At 47.7% G+C, this 21211-nt stretch carries 17 protein-coding genes; 15 read left to right on the forward strand and 2 right to left on the reverse strand.

Going from position 1 to position 21211, the window contains the following annotated elements; genetic code table 11:
- Positions 1 to 112 precede the first annotated feature (112 nt).
- The 7 genes from REC12_RS25555 to REC12_RS25585 all read left to right on the forward strand — a co-directional run bounded on the left by REC12_RS25555 (position 113) and on the right by REC12_RS25585 (position 6942).
- Positions 113 to 1624, forward strand: coding sequence for an ABC transporter permease (locus REC12_RS25555; protein ID WP_308899117.1), 1512 nt, complete (start codon positions 113 to 115; stop codon positions 1622 to 1624).
- 14 nt (positions 1625 to 1638) lie between these two features.
- The gene (locus REC12_RS25560) at positions 1639 to 2298 is read left to right on the forward strand and encodes an ABC transporter ATP-binding protein (protein ID WP_308899119.1); all 660 of its coding nucleotides are present in this window, start codon (positions 1639 to 1641) and stop codon (positions 2296 to 2298) included.
- A gap of 419 nt (positions 2299 to 2717) precedes the next feature.
- On the forward strand, positions 2718 to 3950 hold the full coding sequence (locus tag REC12_RS25565) for an MFS transporter (protein WP_308899120.1): 1233 nt from the start codon (positions 2718 to 2720) through the stop codon (positions 3948 to 3950).
- Positions 3951 to 4322: 372 nt separating this feature from the next.
- Positions 4323 to 5369, forward strand: coding sequence for a phosphodiester glycosidase family protein (locus REC12_RS25570; protein ID WP_308899122.1), 1047 nt, complete (start codon positions 4323 to 4325; stop codon positions 5367 to 5369).
- Between the two features lie 21 nt (positions 5370 to 5390).
- Positions 5391 to 6062: a DNA-3-methyladenine glycosylase family protein gene (locus tag REC12_RS25575; protein ID WP_308899124.1), complete on the forward strand. Its 672-nt coding sequence runs from the start codon at positions 5391 to 5393 to the stop codon at positions 6060 to 6062.
- 153 nt (positions 6063 to 6215) lie between these two features.
- Positions 6216 to 6380 (forward strand): Spo0E family sporulation regulatory protein-aspartic acid phosphatase, encoded by a 165-nt coding sequence (locus REC12_RS25580; RefSeq protein WP_308899125.1) that lies wholly within the window; start codon positions 6216 to 6218, stop codon positions 6378 to 6380.
- Positions 6381 to 6444: 64 nt separating this feature from the next.
- Complete coding sequence (locus REC12_RS25585) at positions 6445 to 6942, forward strand: GNAT family N-acetyltransferase (protein ID WP_308899127.1); 498 nt, start codon at positions 6445 to 6447, stop codon at positions 6940 to 6942.
- 69 nt (positions 6943 to 7011) lie between these two features.
- Here the strand turns inward: REC12_RS25585 and REC12_RS25590 are convergent, their stop codons facing one another.
- The gene (locus REC12_RS25590; RefSeq protein ID WP_308899128.1) at positions 7012 to 7992 is read right to left on the reverse strand and encodes a cation diffusion facilitator family transporter; all 981 of its coding nucleotides are present in this window, start codon (positions 7990 to 7992) and stop codon (positions 7012 to 7014) included.
- Between the two features lie 130 nt (positions 7993 to 8122).
- Here REC12_RS25590 and REC12_RS25595 point away from each other — a divergent pair, with 130 nt between their 5' ends.
- The gene (locus tag REC12_RS25595) at positions 8123 to 8740 is read left to right on the forward strand and encodes an SGNH/GDSL hydrolase family protein (RefSeq protein ID WP_308899130.1); all 618 of its coding nucleotides are present in this window, start codon (positions 8123 to 8125) and stop codon (positions 8738 to 8740) included.
- Between the two features lie 113 nt (positions 8741 to 8853).
- On the opposite strand, the gene REC12_RS25600 is transcribed toward REC12_RS25595, so the two are convergent.
- Positions 8854 to 9498: a TVP38/TMEM64 family protein gene (locus REC12_RS25600; RefSeq protein WP_308899132.1), complete on the reverse strand. Its 645-nt coding sequence runs from the start codon at positions 9496 to 9498 to the stop codon at positions 8854 to 8856.
- Positions 9499 to 9681: 183 nt separating this feature from the next.
- Here REC12_RS25600 and REC12_RS25605 point away from each other — a divergent pair, with 183 nt between their 5' ends.
- From REC12_RS25605 to REC12_RS25635, 7 genes are all read left to right on the forward strand, one after another.
- Complete coding sequence (locus REC12_RS25605; RefSeq protein WP_308899134.1) at positions 9682 to 11223, forward strand: sensor domain-containing diguanylate cyclase; 1542 nt, start codon at positions 9682 to 9684, stop codon at positions 11221 to 11223.
- Between the two features lie 167 nt (positions 11224 to 11390).
- Complete coding sequence (glpK, locus tag REC12_RS25610) at positions 11391 to 12893, forward strand: glycerol kinase GlpK (protein WP_308899135.1); 1503 nt, start codon at positions 11391 to 11393, stop codon at positions 12891 to 12893.
- Between the two features lie 235 nt (positions 12894 to 13128).
- Complete coding sequence (locus tag REC12_RS25615) at positions 13129 to 16443, forward strand: EAL domain-containing protein (protein WP_308899136.1); 3315 nt, start codon at positions 13129 to 13131, stop codon at positions 16441 to 16443.
- Between the two features lie 173 nt (positions 16444 to 16616).
- On the forward strand, positions 16617 to 17777 hold the full coding sequence (locus tag REC12_RS25620) for an aminotransferase-like domain-containing protein (RefSeq protein ID WP_308899138.1): 1161 nt from the start codon (positions 16617 to 16619) through the stop codon (positions 17775 to 17777).
- A gap of 115 nt (positions 17778 to 17892) precedes the next feature.
- Positions 17893 to 18555, forward strand: coding sequence for a cobalamin B12-binding domain-containing protein (locus REC12_RS25625; protein ID WP_308899139.1), 663 nt, complete (start codon positions 17893 to 17895; stop codon positions 18553 to 18555).
- Entirely contained in the window at positions 18552 to 19571 is a 1020-nt protein-coding gene (locus tag REC12_RS25630; RefSeq protein ID WP_308899141.1) for a uroporphyrinogen decarboxylase family protein, read from the forward strand. The genes REC12_RS25625 and REC12_RS25630 overlap by 4 nt, the downstream gene beginning before the upstream one ends.
- Positions 19561 to 21198 carry an ASKHA domain-containing protein gene (locus REC12_RS25635; protein ID WP_308899142.1) on the forward strand — a complete coding sequence of 546 codons (1638 nt, stop codon included), beginning with the start codon at positions 19561 to 19563 and terminating at the stop codon, positions 21196 to 21198. Before REC12_RS25630 ends, REC12_RS25635 begins: the two co-directional genes overlap by 11 nt.
- Positions 21199 to 21211: the final 13 nt, after the last annotated feature.

Consider the following 21211-nt stretch of genomic DNA (forward strand, 5'->3'; position numbering starts at 1 on the left):
CAGACCACGCTTTTTTATTTTCATGTACTTTTACGTTCACGAACATAAAACTATCACAAACAAAGCTTAATATAAGCCAGTAATCAAATTCAAAAAAGGAGCGATTTAAAGAATGTATATTTTCAAAAATGCTTTAAAAAGCATGTCCAGATCTAAAGGAAGAAATGTCCTGATAGGAATCATAGTTCTGGTCATCGCTGTTGCCAGCTGTGTGGCCTTAAGCATCAGGAATTCGGCCAATGAAATTGTCGCTAATCAGAAAGCAAGTTTTGACATTACGGCAACGATCGGTTTGGACCGCAGTGCTTTAATGAAACAGGCTCAGTCAAGCGGCACAAACATGCAAGATCTAAGCCTTCCGGATGCTCTAACCTTGACTGAACTGAAAAATTACGCTGATTCGCAGTATGTCAAAAGCCTGACCTATTCTTTGACAACTTCCATGAATTCGAGTGATATAACGGCGGTGTCCAACAACACGTCAAGCGGTTCCTCTTCTAATACCACCTCTACCACCTCAAAGGCAGCCGGCGGAGCTGCAATGCCAAGTATGGCAAGCTTTGTCAACAAATCACAGGGAGATTTCCGGGTAATCGGTTACAGTTCAACCTCAGCCATGAGCGATTTTGTCAACGGAACTTATAAGATCACTTCCGGGTCAATGTTCAGTGACAGTGACACGACGAATGCTGCTGTAATTAGTGACGAGCTGGCACAGGCCAATAATCTTACCGTTGGCAGCAAGTTTACACTGACGAACCCCAATGACTCGACCCAGGCCGATGAATTTACAGTTACAGGAATTTATACGGATACCTCAAGCAGCGACGGTTCACAAATGAATCTCTTTTCCAATGCCGCCAATCAGATTATCACCGACTACACTGCGGTCAACAACATTGTTACAGCCTCGGCGGCTAATGATGACACTAAGTTGAATTCCCAGCTGACTTCAAGCTTTAGCTTAAAGAGCGCGGACGATGTCGCCGCCTTTAAAGCGGAGCTTACCGCTAAAGGATTGAATCAGGATTATACTGTCAGTACAAATGCGGACAGCTTTACTCAAAGCGTTGCCCCGCTGAACAATCTCAGCCATTTTGCCACGATATTCCTCGTTCTGGTCTTGGGCATTGGCGCCATTGTCCTGGTAGTTCTCAATATGATCAACATCAGAGAAAGAAAATATGAAGTCGGAGTGCTCAGAGCAATTGGCATGAAAAAAGGCAAAGTGGCCCTGCAGTTTATAGCCGAGCTTTTCATGGTAACGTTTTTGGCCTTGGGTATAGGTGCCGGAATAGGCGCGGCAGCCTCCGTACCGACAGCTAATTATATGCTGCAAAATGAAATAAGCACGACTCAGGCTCAGCAATCACAAGTACAACAAAATTTCGGCAGGTCGGATGGTGGTAATGCGGCAGTTCAAGGCGGAGGCGGCAGCATAGGCGGTTTCTTCGGAACAGCTAAGAGTGCCAGCTATGTCAACCAGATTAACGCGGTCATCGACGGTCAGGTACTGTTGGAAATAGCGGGTATTGGGATCTTGCTCGTCCTTTTGAGCAGCGGTATGTCCATGATCTTTATCTCACGCTATGAACCGCTGAAAATTTTAAGCAATTTATCTTAAGGGAGGAAAAGAAAATGAGCATATTAACTATTGAACATTTATATTATTCCTATGACAACGGCAAAACTCCGGTGCTTAAAGATGCTAATTTTGAATTTGAAAAGGGCCAAACTTATGCTATCGTCGGAAAATCCGGTGCGGGAAAAACCACGCTGCTTTCCTTAATTTCCGGTCTGGACCGAAGCAGTGACGGCAAGATTCTCTATGACGGCAGGGATATAACTAAAATTGATCGCGAGAAGTACCGGAGTCAAAATATCGGGGTGATTTTCCAAAGTTTTAATCTGCTGCGTCATCTGACGGCTTTAGAAAATGTTATTTTATCGATGGATGTTGCAGGCGTGAAGGTCAAGGACAAGAAACAGCACGCTTTGGAAATGCTCAGAAAGGTCGAACTTAATGAGGAAAAAGCAAATAGGCGCATCCTGAAGCTTTCCGGCGGAGAACAACAGCGGGTGGCCATTGCCAGGGCACTTTCCTATAATCCGGATATTATCATTGCCGATGAGCCGACAGGCAATCTTGACAGCAGAACGGAAATGGAAGTTATGAAAATTCTCAAAGGCCTTGCCTCTGATGACGGCAAGTGCGTGATCATCGTTACGCACTCACCGAGCGTATCGCAAAATGTTGATATTGTGTACGAGTTGCAGCCTCTCATTAAGAGTGCTTAGTTCATTGTTGATTTGCAGGGCATTAATTTTAGAAGAGACACAATTAAAGCTATAAATTTAGTAGCCTTAAACTTATACGTTTTTTAAAGTTTGGTAGAAGCCGTTTGCTTTGTTGAGATTATGAAGCAAACGGTTTCTTTCTGGATCAACTAAGAGGAAAATATTGCTTAGTTTTCTGCTTGAAGATATACTCTATTTATTAAGCATTTTTATCCGCTGACTAGTCCGCGCTAAGGCTCCCGCTTCGGCAAGCGGTCAGTTAAGAGCGGCTAAGTCCCTGGATAAGGGCGACTAAGATTCAGATGGAGTTAAAACTCCACCTGAATCAAGTCTTCTTTATCTGGGCTACAACTCCACAACTGCGCTTGAAATGAGAAAATATGGTGGGCGCTTGAAAATAAACGCCAACCTGGAGAGAGGTGTCGAGTGAGATTAGCAACTTGACGGTATTGCAGAATAAATCCTTGCTGTTATTAATGACCTCCCGTGTAGCTAATACGTTGGCTTTCCAAATGTTGACCGTTGCCGTAGGATGGCAGATGTATTCTTTGACCCAATCAGCCTTTTACCTCGGCCTCGTCGGACTTATTCAATTTTTGCCCATGATTCTCTTGACCCTTGTGGTTGGGCATGTAGCCGACCGCTGGGACCGGAAATTAATTATTTTCTCAAGCCAGCTGGTTGAAGCGGCGGCTGTCCTGTCGCTGGCTTTTGGCTGTTATCATGGCTGGATTAACAAAGAAAGCATCCTTTTCATCATCTTTTGCATAGGAGCTGCCAATTCTTTTCAAGGTCCGCCCATGCAGGCTTTGCTGCCTAATGTTGTAGAAGAGGAAGTTTTTCCCCGGGCGGCGGCTTTGGTGGCCTCCACCTCTCAGTTTGCGGTGATTATCGGGCCCGGATTGGGGGGAATACTCTATGCGTTGGGACCGGGAGTTGTGTACAGCCTGACGGGAACTTTAATATTTATATCGAGTATTCTGATCCTGTTTATTTCTGTAAGGAAGGAACAAGTAAAAACGGAATCCAAAAGTTTGAAAACCTTATTTGCGGGCATATCCTTTATCAAAAGCAGGCCGGTCATACTTGGGGCCATTTCCCTTGATTTGTTTGCCGTTCTTTTTGGCGGCGCCACTGCCTTGCTGCCGATTTATGCCAGTAAAATACTGAATATCGGCTCCTTCGGACTGGGGATTTTGCGTTCGGCCCCGGCCGTCGGTGCTCTTTTGATGTCAGCCATTCTGGCCAGATACCCTCTTAAGAAAAATGTCGGCCGTACCATGTTTACCGCCGTAATATTCTTTGGCCTGGCAACTGTCCTCTTTTCCTTATCAACGTCTTACCTGCTATCAATTTTGGCGCTCTTTATCTTAGGCGCTTCCGATGTGATAAGTGTTGTGATTCGTTCGACCTTTGTGCAGATGGAAACTCCGGATACTATGCGGGGGCGGGTCAGTTCTGTAAATATGCTGTTTATCGGTACTTCCAATCAGCTGGGTGAGTTTGAATCCGGGCTTACAGCCTCTTGGTTCGGTGCCGTACCCGCCGTACTTATAGGGGGTATTGGGACAATAGTTGTGGCCTTTCTGTGGATGAAATTGTTTCCCGATCTGTTGCACATAGATAAACTTGAATTCAGAAAGAGCAGTTGATTTAGAACCGGCTGCCAAATTTGCTTACCGGCCCAATGTTTGTTGCCCTGCGGTTTTTGTTGACCGCAGGGTTTTTAATGATTTAAGCAAAATGTTAATTTGCTCAAGAAAAAATGAGCAGATTTTTCAAGAATACGAGAGATCCTTGGAGGATTTACTAGAAATTGGTTGAACTTTAATTGGGAATATAGTGTAGAATATAGATATTTGATGAATAAATGATTTTTTTATCCGTTGACTAATCCGCTCTAAGACTCCCGCTTTGGCAAGCGGTGAGTCAAGAGCGGCTAAGTCCCTGGATAAGTGCGACTAGGATTCAGATGGAGTTAAAACTCCGCCTGAATCAAGTCTTCTTTATAAAACGGAGGCAATATGAGCAATACAGGGATTTCTAGGTCTTCCCCCCCGGCGCCTCAGCCAAGACCCGGTAGAAAACCTGCCGGCATCTATTACTATAGCCGCAGGAAAAAAAGGATCAGGCAGCTCCTGGCAGGAATCATCAGCCTTTTTTTGGTTTTCAGCTTGTGCTTTTTAGGATTTTTATATGTCCCTATCCAACCCTTCGAAATGCTGCGGGAATTGTGGGTGACGAGTGCCATGACGACAATGAGTCACCAATACCTGGCGACCAGTTTGTTCAGTCAAGCAGAGATACAACAGATAATGGACAATAACAAAGCGGCGGATTTGGGAAACTCTCATCCCTCGGCCGTCAAGACTCAGGGAACTGACAAGGACAGCGGAATCGAACTTATTGATATCAGTCAAAAAGGTTTTAAAGGTTATTTGCTCAAAGTAAAAGATCCCGAGCGTGTAAAAGTTGCTGCGACACGTTATCTTGGCCAAGTAGGAGAAAAAGCTGAGGATATCGCCAAGGAGAACGGAGCAAGCGCCGTCATTAACGGAGGGGTGTTTGATGATCCCCAGGGTACCGGCAATGGCGGCCAACCGTTAGGCATCCTCATCTCGGAGGGCCGTATTCTCTATAAAGACTCGGCCTCCTCCTTCGATATCATTGGCCTGAATCAGGATAATGTGTTGGTTCTGGGGCACTATACCCTGAGCCAAATCAAACAAATGGGAATCAGAGACGCCGTCACTTTCAGCCCCTTCCTGGTTGTAGACGGGAAACCGGCAATTACCCACGGAGACGGGGGCTGGGGTATTGCCCCAAGAACGGCAATAGGCCAGACAAAGGACGGCAGTATTTTGATGCTGGTCATTGATGGGCGTCAGCTTGGTTCTCTAGGCGCGACTCTGAAAGATGTACAGGATATTATGCTCCAATACGGTGCTTATAATGTGGCCAATCTTGACGGTGGTGCTTCCACAGTTCTATACTACGATGGTAAGATCGTCAATCATCCATCGAGCCAATACGGTGAACGGTCTATCCCTTCCTTTTTTATCGTCAAATAATTGCTTGAGGGAGTAAGAGCGATGGATTCCACGGATAAATCCCGACCCGTCTTTGTCTATGGGCAAAAAGAAATCGATCATCTCAAACGTAAAGACAAAAAACTGGGCGCAGCGATCGACAGGATTGGTCTGATCCAGCGCGAAATAACGCCGGACCCTTTTAGCGCTTTAGTTTCCAGCATTGTCAGCCAACAGATTTCCGGCAAAGCGGCAGAAACGGTTTGGAACAGATTGCGTCTCCTGCTGAATGAACGGAAATCTGCTGAGCTTACTCTTGATCAGGGAAGCAGTTCCCCCAATATTACACCCGCAAGCGTTGCTCAGGCGAGTCTTGCGGACATTAAAGCTTGTGGGATGTCGGAACGGAAGGCAGGTTATATCAAAGGGATAGCGGAGGCGGCGCTTGTGGGAGTTGTGGATTTTTCTGAACTTCACACTCTGACGGATCAAGAAATTATTTTGAAATTATCCGCTTTGCGCGGTGTCGGTGTTTGGACTGCCGAAATGCTCCTGATTTTTTCCCTGAACCGCTTAAATGTACTCAGCTATAAAGATCTGGCTATCTGCCGGGGCATGATGAATTTATATGGTCACAAGGAGCTTGCGCCAGAAAGGTTTGAACGCTACCGCCGGAGGTATTCTCCTTACTGTTCGGTGGCATCGCTGTATCTGTGGGCTTTATCCGCTGACTAAGCCGCTCTAAGACTCCCGCTTTGGTAAGCGGTGAGTTTTACGCTGTAAAACAGAGTTTTCGTTTAATGTGGAATTATGTCGAATGAATTGAATTCTCCCGCTAATTAAGGTAAGATGTTGTCAAGAAATAAGGAATAGACTTGGGGGGATAGAATGAGCCCAGATGAAGTTTTAGCTCTAATTGAGAGCTTAAGATCTCAACTCATTAGTTTGGCCCAATGTAAACCCCTGGTTGATCCGGAAGTGGTAAATCTTAGCCAGATGCTGGATTCTTATTTGACGCTCTACCATAATATTGTTAATAACCTTTTCGCTTAATTCTTTAGTAAACCTGAGCTTGTATTACCCAATCTGATCTGACGTTGTAAGAGGAGTTTTCGTGGTGCCGAGAAAAGCAGTTTTAGACGATATTCCGCAAATAATGGAGATTATCAAGCAAACTATCCCGGAAATGCATTCATATCAAAATTATCAATGGGATGAGAATTATCCCCTGGCAAAAGATTTCCAAATGGACGTTGAGGTGGGAAATTTATATGTTATTGAAGATCGAGGAGAGCTGGTTGCTTTTATTTGTGTCAATAAGGTTGAGCCTGAGGAGTATTCCGAACTCGATTGGTCTTCTATGCAGGAAAGCATGGTCATTCATAGAATGTCCGTTCACCCCGCTTACCGGAGAAAGGGGCTTGGCGTTGAACTGATGAACCTGGCGGAGACGATAGCCAGAAAGAGTCATATTCTTTATTTAAAAACGGATACCAACTCCAGAAATGAAAAGATGAAGACCCTTTTTACGAAGTGCGGCTACGGGTTTATTGGGGAAATAAGGTTTCCCAGCAAAGAGGCCCCATTTTACTGCTACGATAAGCTAATTGACTGAAAAAGTGCTGGAACATTCCTAACAGATGAATGTTTTAGCACTTTTTTGTATTGGAAGCAAGGGGTTAGTCTAGTGATAAGGTGGGGGAGGTTCACTGGGCCTCCAATCCCTAATTCCGTTGTCTTCAATGATGCCGAGGGTCACATCGGTAACATCCTCGTAGGCCAGCAAGTTATGGCGCAGTCTCGCCTTGATCAGATCCGCTTCGGCTAAAGTCAGGCCTTTGCCCAATTCAATATAGCTTTCTACATGATAAAAACGCCCTTCTTGAAGAATGCGCATTTTGTTGATGTCTGTGACCGCCTGATCCGCTAAAATGATTTGGGATACCCTGTCTTCAACCTCTTTGGGGGCAGAAACTCCAATCAGTCCGACCATATTGTCATAGCCGACTCTAAAGGCCACTCCCCCCATGAGCAGGCCGATAATGATTGCCGCAAAGCCATCGAGCGCTTTGAGCGGTGTAAAATGGGTGAGAAGAATTGCGCCCAAGGCCAATATTGCGCCGGAGGTTGCCACGAGGTCCTCATAGAAAACCAGGCGGGTTGGGGGAGAGGCTTTCTTGACATTTTTAAAGACGAGCGGAATCAGGCTTATCCCTTGTTGTGGGCTGTGGGCTTCCCGTCCGATTTCCCGGATTGCTTTGTAGAGAACATAGCCGTCCGTTCCCATTGAGGCCACAAGGCTGAAGATCATAAAGCCCAGACTCTGGAACGCCGTGGGATGCTGGATCAGGTGTATTCCCTCCAGAACAGTTTCATAAGCCATAATGGTGACAACAATGACGGCTCCCATGCAAAATACGTTGATAAGCCGGCCAAACCCTGAGGGAAATCGAGGTGTTGGCTTTCTTTCGGCGAGAATGCTGCCGGCAAAGACGAAGATCTGGTTGACGGTATCAGCCCCTGTGTGCATGGCTTCGGCAAACATAGCGCCGCTGCCGCTCATGAAGGCAGCTATTCCTTTGATCAAAACAAGAGTCAGATTTCCTAATGAAGCATATAGCGAAGAGGTGTTGCCCTTTCGAATCAATTCCCCAAGACCACTCACTCTATCCACACCATTCTGTCGTTTTTCTTAGCTTCCCTGAAATATGAGGGTTTATTCACTGAGCGTGGCAGAATTTGCTTGGAAATCATACCCTATTAAGGGATATGGATCATGGAAAGTTGGTGAGAACGTGTCTTTGTATCTAGCTTTGGGGGATTCTATTACGGCCGGGTATGGAGTTGGAATGTCCTTTTCCTTTCCAACCCTGTATGCCCAATATCTGAGGAGGTATGAGCCGGATTTGCAGTTGCTGAACCTGGGTGTCAACGGTTTGACGACCCGTGGTCTGTTGGCCTCGCTGCGGCAAAATCCCGGGCTGCGCCAGCGTGTTTGCCAGGCTTCTTTAATTACTCTTACCATTGGTTCCAATGATTTGCTTCAATATCTGAGAAATTCTTCTCAAGTCTTCAATCTTTCTCAGTTAACCTTGGCCCTGAATTGTTTGGGGAAAACACTTTGCCTGATTGGAGAAGAGCTCAGATGTCTTAACCCTAGGGCAACTCTGAAAATAGGCACTTTGTATAATCCGTTGCCGGCCGGTCCTTATGCTCAATACGCCCGTCAAGCTCAACCAATACTGGATCGGGCTAATTCTCTGATCCTTGCCTGGGCTAACTGTTATGGCGGAAATGTCGCTCAAATCGAGCGGGAGTTTTGCGGGAAAGAGCAGCTGTTGATTGGTCCAGATTTTGCTCATCCTAATGCCGAAGGATACCAGAGAATTGCCAGGGCCTTTGCCCGAGCCTAGAAACGATGAGATAGCCTTCAGTCAGGCTGCTGTGTGAAGGCTTCTCCTGGTTTAGCAGTGAGCATAAAAATAACGTACACGCGGCTTGTGTGCGTTTATTTTCAGCTTATGGACTAAGGCTGGGGATTCGTTCTGCTTGTGGTGTACCAGTAGTAGGCTATGGAGCCGAACAAGAGAGCTCCGATGCCTAAAGCTATAAAAAAGCGGCCGGGGTGATGAGAAGCCCGCCAGAAATCATGTCCCACCCAAGATTCCCAGATAATCATAGGAAACTTCCCCAGGAATGTTGCCAGGATGAAAGAGGTAAAGGACATTTGGGATAAGCCGCCCGCGTAATTGACAGCGGCGGAGGGCAGAACGGGAACGAGCCTCGAAAGGAGAACAAGGGAAAAACTGTTTCCTTCAATAAGATTGCCCCATTTTCCGAGTTTCTCAACGTTTGGCTGAACCCACGCTTGGCCGATTGTACGGGCAAACCAAAAACCTAGAGCAGCCCCAAGCAGGCTTCCGGTCAGAGAGAGGAGGAAACCGCCGACCCAGCCGTAGAGGAGGGTGTTAACGCCGGCAACTAAAACAAAGGGAACAACCGGGAAAAGCATAAGTAGTGCAATGATTAACAAATCCATTAAGAGACTTAGATTTCCCCACTGCTTGATGAATGCTTGAAAAACGTCAGGATGTTGAAGTTTGGGGTAAAGAACGATAATGAGAGAGAGGGAGAGCAACAAGGTGAGGTAGGAAAAGTGCTTTTTTTTCAAACGATACCCTCCATCTAAAGAGTTTTAACAGAGCATTAAACATGTCTATCCTAACATATTATGTGCCCTCTTGAATAGAAGTGAATATTTAATAGGACGGGAAAAGGTACTTTCCCTTTTCTCCGTTTGTGATAAAATATGGTTAAAGGTGAGAATGCTGAGAATGAAAGGGTGGTAAACCCCATGCCGCAACCTCAGACGTTTTGTCTGAAACCTGAGGATATTTTTGGCCTTCTTCAGGAAATTAATCTTGAAGAAAATTTAGAAGACGCCCTGAAAATTTTGACAAGCCGGGGGCTTGATTTTTTTAACTCTACTATGGCTGGTATATGGCTCTTTCAAGAAGAAAAATTTCATTCTTTTACTATCAGCGCTCGCACGGAACAGCAAGAAAGATTTTTAAGGCAGAGCTTTCTGCCCTCGGATTTCCGCAACTTTGTTTCAACCGGAATAGTGGGAGAAGCCTTTCTTGAACCTAAGGTGACCTTGCATGAAATTGACGAGCGCGGGAATGAACACCACCCCGGAGAGACAGGAAACCATGATTGTTTTGCCGCCTGGAGTGAAGCCTTGCGTGAATTTAGGATACGCCGGATTTTATGTGTCCCTCTCGTTCACTTTGGTCAGCTCTTTGGACTGCTGATTCTTTTCAGCCCTGACCCCTTCTCTTTTGATAAAGATAGCGTTTATTGGCTGGAACAGCTCAGGCCTTTAATCTCTTCGAATGTTTATGAACAACAATTGCGCTTAGCCGCTCTGGAGCGGGAACAAGCCTTGTCACTGCTTTTGCGGGGAACTGAGATCTTAGTTAAGGCGGTCTCGGAAGATCAACTGTTGGCTGAGGCCGGGGAAATGGCCATGGAAATTTTGTATCTTGAAGCGGGATTTTTTCACATGGAAATAGATGGGGAATGGAAGCTGCGCTCCCCTTTCGGCCGTCTGAAACAGTTTGATACTATTTGGCAAGAGTGGATGAACCAGGATAAACAAAGGAATTTTCCTTTGGGTTATAGCCCAAGCCCGACTCCGACTTCAAGAATCCTTGAAGAACAAAATCAAAAGGATATTCCTTATCCCGTCAAAAAGATCTTTATTCACCCGATTATTACCTATCGGGGCATTGTCGGAGAGCTGTGGCTCATGGACTCCGGGGTCCGGGACCTGGAACAGACCCGGGAAATACTTTCCGCCTTTGTGCGGATGCTGAGTATGTCCTTAGAGACGATTCGGCAAAGGTTGGAATTGAAACATTTGGCGACAACGGATTGCCTGACAGGCATTTTAAATCGTCAGGGCTTTGAACAGCGGATTATCGGAGAAATGGCCAATACCCTGAGACGAGGCTCGGCCTTTCAATTTTTACTGCTTGATCTGGATGGCTTTAAAAAATTGAACGACACCCAAGGGCATCCCGTTGGCGATTTGGCTCTGATTCATGTCGCTCAAAACCTGCAAAAGTCCGTCCGCTTGGGTGATATCGTCGCCCGAACCGGGGGAGACGAGTTTGCGGTTGTTCTCACAGATTTGAGGTCAGGTCCCAATGCTCTTAAGATTATCGAGCGACTGAAAAACAATTTGGAACTGGAAAAATACGGCTTGGGAATCAGCATCGGGGTTGCGGAATTTCCGACGGAATCCCAGGATTACGAGACTCTATATAAGGTATCTGACCGCCGGCTCTATGTCGGAAAACAAAACGGCAAAGGACAAATTGTCTTGGCTTAGTTAAATCCCACATCCGCCTGAATTATTAGGAATTGGCAACGGTATGACTGTGGCATGCCGTTGTTTGTGTTTGCGGAAAGATTTGCTTGCAATGGATTGGCCGGGGCGATACATTAGAAATAGGATTTAAGGGGTTATGGGGGAAAGAACTGAGAGGGGCGGTAGGTTTGACGAAAAAATACATATTGGCTTTGGATCAGGGGACAACCAGTTCGAGGGCCATACTTTTCGATCGGCAAAGCAGAATTCTAGGCATATCCCAGTCGGAATTTCCTCAATATTTTCCCCAGCCGGGCTGGGTGGAACATGATGCTGTGCAGATTTGGCATTCCCAATACCAGGCTTTGGCAGATCTTCTGGCTCAGACAGGAATTACCTGTTCGGAAATCGCCGCAGTGGGGATTACCAATCAACGGGAGACGACAATTCTCTGGGATCGTGTTACGGGTGAACCGGTGGCTCCCGCCATTGTCTGGCAGTGCCGCCGTACCTCGGAATTAGTGGAAGATCTGGTTGCCAGGGGCTGGGGAGAGAAAATTCAAGCTAAAACCGGCTTGGTGCCTGACGCTTATTTCTCAGGGACAAAGATCAAATGGATTTTGGACAATGTCCAGGGAACACGCCGCAGAGCTGAAAACGGAGATCTTCTCTTTGGTACCGTCGATTCCTGGCTGGTTTGGCAACTAACCGCCGGCAAGGTTCATGTCACGGATTATTCCAATGCCTCACGCACTATGCTTTACAATATTCATACCTTGTCCTGGGATCAGGAGATCTTAAGGGAATTGGGGATTCCCTCTTCGCTTTTGCCGGAAGTGAAGCCTTCCAGTCAGGTTTACGGCGAGGCGGTTTACGGGATTTTTAGCGGTCAAGGCGTGCCTGTCAGCGGAATTGCAGGCGACCAACAGGCTGCTTTATTCGGGCAGATGTGTTTCTCTCCGGGGATGGCCAAAAACACTTATGGTACGGGCTGCTTCATGCTGATGAATATTGGCGAGCGGGCTGCAACATCCCGGCACGGTCTTTTGTCAACGATCGCCTGGGGCGTCAACGGCCGGGTGGAGTATGCTTTGGAAGGAAGCGTGTTTATGGCCGGAGCCGCCCTGCAGTGGCTTAGAGATGGCTTGCAGCTTATATCTTCGGCTAAAGAATCCGAAGCATTAGCCCGCAAGGTTTCCGACACCGCCGGGGTTTATGTTGTTCCGGCCTTCACAGGTCTGGGAGCACCTTATTGGAATATGAGGGCCCGCGGGGCGATCTTCGGCCTGACTCGGGGAAGCGAAAAAGAGCATTTGGTAAGGGCTACTCTGGAAGCGATGGCTTATCAGACGAAGGACGTTTTAACCGCTATGGAGAAAGACTTAGGGATAAATCTTCAGTCTTTAAAAGTGGATGGCGGGGCGGCGGTGAATAATCTTTTATTGCAGTTTCAGGCGGATATTCTCGGAGTCCCTGTGGAACGCCCGCAGGAAATAGAAACAACGGCACTGGGCGCTGCTTATTTAGCGGGGTTAGCCGTTGGTTTTTGGCGTGATCAGGATGAATTGAAAGCAAGTTGGCGTTTAGATCGCCGCTTTAAGCCTGAGATGGACTCCGACCTTCGCTCGAAGCTCTATCGAGGCTGGCAAAAAGCCGTGCAGCGCACTTTAGATTGGGATGAAGATGCGTGAAAAATAAAAAGGTGGGAAAGGCAGCTGAAGCAGGCTGCCTTTCTTTTTTACTGTCGGGGAGTATACCTTGTAATACTTTCTGGGGCATAAGCGTAATTTGACAGCCGTCTGTGCAAGCATGGACAATCAAGTTTTTTCTACATTTGTGTTCTTTTTGTCAAATTTATCGATAAATCCAATTATTAGCAGGAATTTTAATGAAACTTCGAGAATGAAAATTCAAGGAGGGACCACTATGAAAGAGAATCTAAAATGGGAAAATTTAAAACGCGTAACTCCTTGGCGGATGGCGGGCCTCTACGCTCTGCTCGGTGGTTTGTGGATTCTTTTCTCGGATCGTGTATTAGGTTTTTTCATCCAAGACCACGACTTGTTTATTGAGCTCTCGGTGGCTAAAGGCTGGCTGTATGTTTTTGTGACGTCGGTACTTCTCTATTTTCTTTTTTATTTTGGGCTGAAATCACTTCAAAATTCTGAAGAAGCCTTGCAGGAAAGTTATCAGCAATTGCAGTTAAAGCACCTGGAACTGGAAACTGTTCACCAGGAAATGGAGGCAACCCACGAGGAACTTGTGTCGGCAGAGGAAGAGTTAAAACAGCAGTTTTATGAGCTTCAGGAACAAGAAGCTTATTATCGCCGGATCTATGAGGGAATTTCCAGCGGAATTCTGGTACAGGACCGTTTGGGCAGGATAATTCACGCTAACGAGGCGGTTTACCGGCTGCTCAGGCGCAGCCGCCTCCAGTTGCCAGATCCGACTTCCCTGGAGGCGGATTGGCAGGCTAAGTTCTCGGACGGGACCCCATTTCTTTGGGAAGAGCTGCCCAAGGATGCGCTTGCCGGTAAGGCAGGATATAACCTGTATCGCGAAATAGAGGTTTCCCGGGAAAATCATCCCAAAACCTGGCTTTCAATTCACTCGGATGTTATCCAGAATTTAAATTCCGAACACGACCAGGAGATTATCACGACGTTAGTGGACATTACGGAAGAAAAAACTTCGGAACTGTATGAACGTCTTTTAAAAGAGATTGATCGTTTAGTGCTGCAGGAAAAACCCTTGCCCGCAATAGAGAAATATCTCTGTGAGCAATTTGTTAAGGAAATGGATTTCCCCTGGGTTTGGATAGGGATGAAAAAAGACCATGGAGTGGTTGAATTTCGCGCGCAAGCAGGAATTGCCAATTTAGATCCGCCCGTTGTCCGCTGGGACGACTCTCCTTACGCTCGGGGAGCTGTCGGGCAGACGATCCGGACCGGGGAAAAGCACATCTTTGCTTTGGAAAACAACCCTTTTTATGATGCCTGGAGAGATTTCATCGACTCTAATGAACTTCGCTCCGTGGCGGCTTTTCCCTTGACCTATCAGGGAGAAACGTTTGGCGCCTTGAGCTTGTACACGAAAGAGACAGACTATTTTGACAAAAAGAGAATTGCCCTTTTGGAGCACTTCTCTCTGCAACTGGCCATAACTTTTAACTATGCGCAAAATCGCGAATATTTGGAACGCTATCGGCTGTTAGCTGAGGACTCTTTGGAAATCATCCTCTTTGTTCAAACGGACGGACGAATTTTAGACGCCAATAAGGCGGCCGTGGAGCGTTATGGCTATAGCCATGAGGAATTAACCGGGATGTATATCCAGGATATCCGCTTGATGGAGGATAAAACTGAACTTTTGGATCAGTTGCAAAGGGCAAAGTCGGGGATTCAGTTTGAATGCCTGCATCGCTGCAAAGACGGAAGTGTTTTCCCTGTCGATGTCAGCTCCAAAGGAGCAATTTTTCGTGGAAATCAAATTGTTATCAGTATTATTCGGGAAACGACGGAACGAAAAAATGCGGAAGCCATGATTTGGCTGCAAAAAGAGCGGGCCCAAGTCACCTTGGATTCCATTGGCGATGCGGTGATCACCACCAATGTTCAGGGAATCGTTGAGTACCTCAACCCAATTGCCGAGAGCTTGACGGGGTGGACAAATACTGCGGCAGCGGGACAGTTCTTAGAACAGGTTTTCCGGATTGTCAATGAAGACACCGGCGCCCCGGCTGTCAATCCTATTGTGCGCTGTCTGAGAGAGGGCCGCATTGTTGGCCTGGCCAACCATACTGTTTTGATTCATTACAATGGGCAGAAGATCGCTATAGAAGATTCGGCCGCGCCTATCCGCGACCGCCAGGGAAAAGTGATTGGCGGGGTTCTTGTTTTTCATGATGTCAGTGATAAGCGCAACCTGATGCGGGAGTTGGCCCACCAAGCTCAACATGATGCTTTGACCGGGCTGCCCAACCGGCTCTTGTTCAACGAATTGTTAAGTCAGGCTTTGGCTCAGGCAAGACGGCAAAAGAGCATGCTGGCTGTCTTATTCCTGGACCTGGACCACTTTAAACTAATCAACGATACGATGGGGCATAATATGGGAGACCTGCTCTTAATTCTGTGCTCAGAGCGCCTTCATTTGGCTTTGCGCGAAGGAGACACCATAGCGCGTCAAGGTGGGGATGAGTTCTTAGTGCTTCTTCCGGATATCCGCCAGGTGGAAGAAGCCGCCTCCATAACCCAAAAAATCCTGGATAATTTTCTGCAACCCTTTTCCCTGAATGGCAATGATGTCTTTATCAGCCCCAGTGTCGGGATAAGTCTTTACCCCAATGATGGCGATGATTTAGAGACTTTGGTCAAACAAGCGGATGCGGCCATGTACTATGCCAAAGAACAGGGCAGAAAAAATTATCAATTTTTCACGCCGGAGCTTAATTTTAGGGCCCATGAGCGGTTGTCTCTGGAAAACAGCCTGCGCAAAGCTTTAGAGCGGGATGAGTTCGTCCTCTATTATCAGCCTCAGGTGGATTTTGAAACCGGCACCATTGTGGGCCTGGAAGCCCTCATCCGCTGGAACTCGGCTGAGCGGGGACTCGTCCCGCCGAACGCTTTTATTCCTATTGCCGAAGAAACAGGTTTGATTGTTCCCATCGGGGAATGGGTGCTGCGCAGTGCCTGTATTCAAAGTGTGGTCTGGCAGCAGCAAGGCTTTAAGCCGCTGCGTATCGGGGTCAATATCTCCGCCCGGCAGTTTCAGGAAGCTAATTTCATTGAATCTGTGGCTCAAATATTACAAGAGACGAAGATTGACCCTCAATGGCTGGAAATAGAAATCACCGAAAGTATTGCCATGGAAAGAGGAGAGACCTCCGTTGAGATGCTGCGCCGCCTTAAGGAATTGGGCGTGCGGATATCCATCGATGATTTCGGAACAGGATTTTCCTCTTTGAATTATTTAAAGCGGCTCCCGGTCGATACCTTGAAGATCGATCAGTCCTTTGTGCGGGATATTCAGGTTGACGACAATGGGGAGGCGGTCATTACGACGATTATCCTCTTAGCCCAGAACCTTCACCTCAAAGTGATAGCTGAAGGAGTTGAAAACGAGACTCAGTGGACCTTCCTTAAGGAGAAGCGTTGTGATGAAATGCAAGGCTATTTCTTTAGCAAACCTTTGCTGGCGAAAGATATTGAGATGCATTTCATGATCCCAAGGGAGCGGTCATGATTGTTCCTCTCCCGAAAAGATTTTTCGGGGAAATATTAAATTGAGTAATTATTTGCGGGCTGTGAAGCAGGAATGTTATTTCACAAAGTAGAATTATAAACTCAGTGAATTATATAACAAGACAAAATAATGAGATACTTGATAGATCAGGTGAGATTTAGGAGGATTTTGGTATGAACTATGCAAAATGGATGAACGATATAGGAGACAGCTTTATCGGGGAAATGCTGAAAGCAGCCCAAAACCCCAGTATGATTTCTTTCGCCGGCGGTTTGCCCGCCCATGAACTTTTCCCGGATCAAGCTTTGCAGCGCAGTTTTCAGCGGGTTTTTGAAGAACAGGGAAAACCCGCTCTTCAATATGCCCAAACTGCCGGGCATCCGCCCTTGAGAGAATGGCTTGCCAGCCAACATAGCAGGAACGGGAAACCGGCCAAAATGGAAAACATTGTCGTGACCACAGGAAGCCAGCAAGGCTTGAGCTTGTTGGCTCAAACCTTCTTAGATCCGGGAGATGTGGTGTTTTTAGAAATGCCCACCTATTTAGGAGCTATCCAGGCCTTCCAGGCCTTTCGCGCTCAGTTGCGGATGATTCCCTGCGACGAACAGGGGATCATTCCGGAAGAACTGGAGAAAATGCTCCAGGAAGTTACCCCCAAATTTCTCTATCTCATTCCTAACTATCAGAATCCCTCGGGTAAGGTCATGGGACTTGCCCGCAGGCTGCAGCTCTTAAGAGTGGCCCAGATTTATGATCTGCTGATTGTCGAGGACAATCCCTACGGAGAGCTGCGTTTTGAAGGAGAGAAGCTGCCCAATCTCCTCGATCTCGGAGAAAATGTGATCTACTTGGGCACGTTCTCCAAAGTATTGGCTCCGGGACTAAGAGTTGGGTATATCGTGGCGGAAGAGGATATTGTCGATCACCTTTGTCAAACTAAAGAAGGGGTGGATTTGCACAGCAATAACCTCACCCAACGCGCCGTCGTTGAATTTTTGCAAGAAGGGCTGCTGCCGGGACACATTGAAACCTTAAGGAAGGTTTACAAGGAACGAAGGCAGGCCATGGTGGAGGCCATAGAGCGTTATTTGGGGGACGAAGTGGAAATGATCGTCCCTGCAGGAGGACTCTTCCTTTGGGCAAGATTTAAAAATATTGCCAACAGTTTTGATTACGTGGAAGAGACGATTCGCCAGAACGTGCTCTATGTTCCGGGTTCATTCTTTTATACAGACCAGCGCATAACTTCAGAGGTGCGCTTAAATTATTCCTGTTCGACACCGGAAGTCATTGATGAGGGGATTCGACGTTTAGCCCGGGCGATAGTAGGGTAGGCCCACGCTTTAAAAGCGTCAGGTTAATGACTTTGTTCATGGGCCTGACGCCTTCTTTCTTAGTATTGCTCAGAGTATAGTTTTGTTGTATGCTTTTTGAACTATGATGAAAAAAATGAGAAAGGAACGTCTGCCAATGGCCTTACAATTAGCCGCCCTGGTCCAAGCAGTCACGGCAGGCCATAATAAAGCTGCGGTGGCCTATGCTGAAACTTTGCTGGCGGAAGGGACCGATGTCTATACGATTGTGCAAGCCGGTCTTTTGCCTGCCCTGCAAGCTCTGGATGTCAAGTGCACCTCCGATGATTTTAATTTGCTGGAGATTATGCTGGCGGGGCGCGCTTTGATGGATGTGATGGACAAGGTTGTAGCCAAGCATCTAACTCTTTCCGAACTGAATGTGAAGAAGAGAACAATTGTTTTGGGTACAATCAAAGGAGACATTCACGAACTGGGCAAACATGTGGTCAGGATTATTTTACGAACGGCGGGGTATCGAGTCGTTGATTTGGGCAAAGATGTTGAGCCTGTCAGGTTTGTGCAGGCTGCCGGCGAGGAGAAGGCGGACTATATTTTCGTTTCGGGGTTAATTACGGTGGTTATGCCTTATGTCCGGCAGATTAAAGAGTTAGTTGAGCGGGAAGGCTTGAGCACTAAGATTGTAGCCGGTGGAGCAGCCTTGCAGCAGGCCACGGCGGAGGAGCTGGCCGTGGATTACGTTGCCAAAGATGCTTTTGCGGTCCTGCATTATTTGCAGGGAGAGCTGGAAGAGGTATGAATTCTTTAGAACGGGTTCTGGCGGCTGTTCATTTTGCCCAGGTTGACCGTCTGCCCCTTTTTTTGCAAATTTCCGGGTTTGCCGCGACTTCGGCGGGAATTGCCCTGCCGGAGTATTTGACAAAAAGTGAGGTGTTAGTCTCTGCTCAGTTGGCGGCGGCTAAACGTTTCCAGAATGATCTTTTAGTTGCTGCGCTAGATTGTTGTGTTGAAGCCGAGGCTCTCGGAACGGAAATTACCTTTGTCCCTGAAGCCTACCCCCATATTAAATTCCCTTTAATAGATAATTGGCGTCAGATTGAAGATTTGTCGATACCGGACCCTTATTCAGCGGGGCGTCTGCCCGTCCTGTTAGAGGCCTGTCAAATGCTGTTAGAGCGGGACGCCGGGGAGCATTTTGTCGTGGGACAGACTTTAGGGCCGACGACCTTGGCCGCTCAAATTTTTGGTATTGAAAATTTAATGTATTTATTGATTGATGAGCCCGAGGGTTTTAGCCGGCTTTTGAATTTTACGGCCCAAGTGACTCAAACTCTGGCTGAGGTTTTGGCCAACCTTGGGGTTCACGGCGTGATGATCAATGAGCCTTCGGCCTCTCCCAATATCTTTCCCCCAGAAGTATTTCGCGTGTTTATCCAACCCCTTTTGCAGGAAGTTTTTGTTACGTTGAGACGCAGCTATTCGGGGGTTAATTGGCTGCAGATTACCGGAAATGCCACGCCGATTTTGCCTTTAATAGACGGGCTGGAGCTCGATTTGGTGACTCTGGATTCGCCGGTTGAGCTCGGCCGGGCTTTAGAGGTTTTTCCACGAAAAACTCTGTGCGGCAATCTTAACCCCTTGCTGTTTTTAAAGGGGAGGAAAGAGCGGCTGGCCGAGAGTTTGCCGGGGACTCTTAAACAGGGGCGAAAGTTGGGCTATATTCTGGGGAGCGGTTGTGAGATCCCTTTAGATTCAGATCCCCGAAATCTGGAGTATTTAATTGAGCTCTTGAGGTGCAGGCATCATGAATTGTGAAATATGCTTTCTGCCAATGAAGGTTAGAGTTGTGGTGCCAGCCGGGACAACTGTTCTGGAAGGCGCCCGGAAAGTCGGCCTGCCGCTGGCTTCGCTGTGTACAGGGAACGGGGCTTGCGGAAAATGCCGAATTATTCCCGACCGCAAAGCGGAAGGTTTGAACCAATTAACTCTTGCGGAAAAGCTGAGCCTTGGAGCTGAGTTAACCGCCCGGGGATATCGTTTGGCCTGCCTGACCCAGGTTAGCTGCGATGTGGCCATTGAGATTCCGGCCGCAAGCTTGCGGGCCTGGGTTCCCTTGGCGAAGGAAGCGGCCAAGGTCTTGGACTTAAGTTCCTATCCCCCCCGCCGGGACTATAAAGAAGCTAAACAGGCTTGGGGAATTGCCGTTGATTTGGGTACGACGACGTTGGCCGGCTATTTGCATGATCTGAAAAGCCAGAGTCTGGAGCGTTCCGCCGCGGTTCCCAACCCTCAGACCCTGTATGGGGCGGATATCCTTACTCGCGCCAATTATGGCGTGAACTCTCCGGAGGGCGCCAAGGAATTGCGCGCCGCTCTTTTTCAGGGCCTTAATGAGCTGTTGATTACCTTATTGCAAGGGTCTGCCGGGCTAAGGCGGGATGTTGAGCGGATCGTTTTGGTGGGCAATGCTTTTATGCACCATTCTTTTTTAGGTTTGGACTTACTGTCTTTAAGCCAATATCCTTTCGCGCCCCTATTTACGGAAGGAGTAAGCCTGAGGGTTGCAGACCTGGGAGGGGAGGTACCCCTGCTGCTTGAACCGGCAACGTTAGTGGAGGTGCTGCCCTTGGTGGGGGGATTTGTCGGGAGTGATCTTCTGGCAGGGCTTTTGGCCACGGGGGTTATTCATTCCCCGGATTCCTTCCTCTATGTGGACTTGGGAACGAATAGCGAGGTGGCTTTAGGAAACAAAGAGCGGATTCTGGTCACCTCTACCAGCGCCGGTCCGGCCTTTGAAGGTGGAGCCATGGAGTGTGGCATGCAAGCTCAGCCGGGGGCTATTGATGAGGTCGATTTGGCCTCGCCGGATTTGACCGTCCGCACGATTCACAATTTGCCCCCGCTGGGGTTATGCGGGAGCGGGGCAATCAGTCTGCTGGCCGAACTCTTAAAAAAGGGGATTGTTGATGGGCGCGGCCATTTGCTGCGACCTAACGGCTTGATTAAAGAACAGGCCGCCTATGTCCTCGATCTGCCCAATGAGAAGAAGATCGGCCTGACCGCCCGGGACATCGGTGAGCTGCAAAAAGCCAAAGCAGCGGTTTATGCGGCGGCAGCCGTTTTAGCTGCCGAGTTTGGGATTCCTTTGCACAAGATCAGCCGTGTTTATGTCGCGGGGGCTTTTGGCACTTACTTGCCCCTTGACCAGGCCATGAGCATAGGGCTGCTGCCTAATTATCACCCGGAGGCGATCATTCCCGCAGGCAATGCCGCTGGGGATGGCGCCCGCATGGTTCTGGTTTCCGAGGAGCTCCGGCAGGAATTGGGACAAGTGCTCTCTAAGGTTGAACTGCTGAATATGGGGGTACATCCTTCTTTTATGGCAGAATTCATTAAAGCCTTGTTTTTTCCGCATGAGGACTTGCTTTGGTTTGAGTCTTAAGAAGGGCGGAATA

The organism is Candidatus Desulfosporosinus nitrosoreducens, from assembly GCF_030954495.1.
Classification (GTDB): domain Bacteria; phylum Bacillota; class Desulfitobacteriia; order Desulfitobacteriales; family Desulfitobacteriaceae; genus Desulfosporosinus; species Desulfosporosinus nitrosoreducens.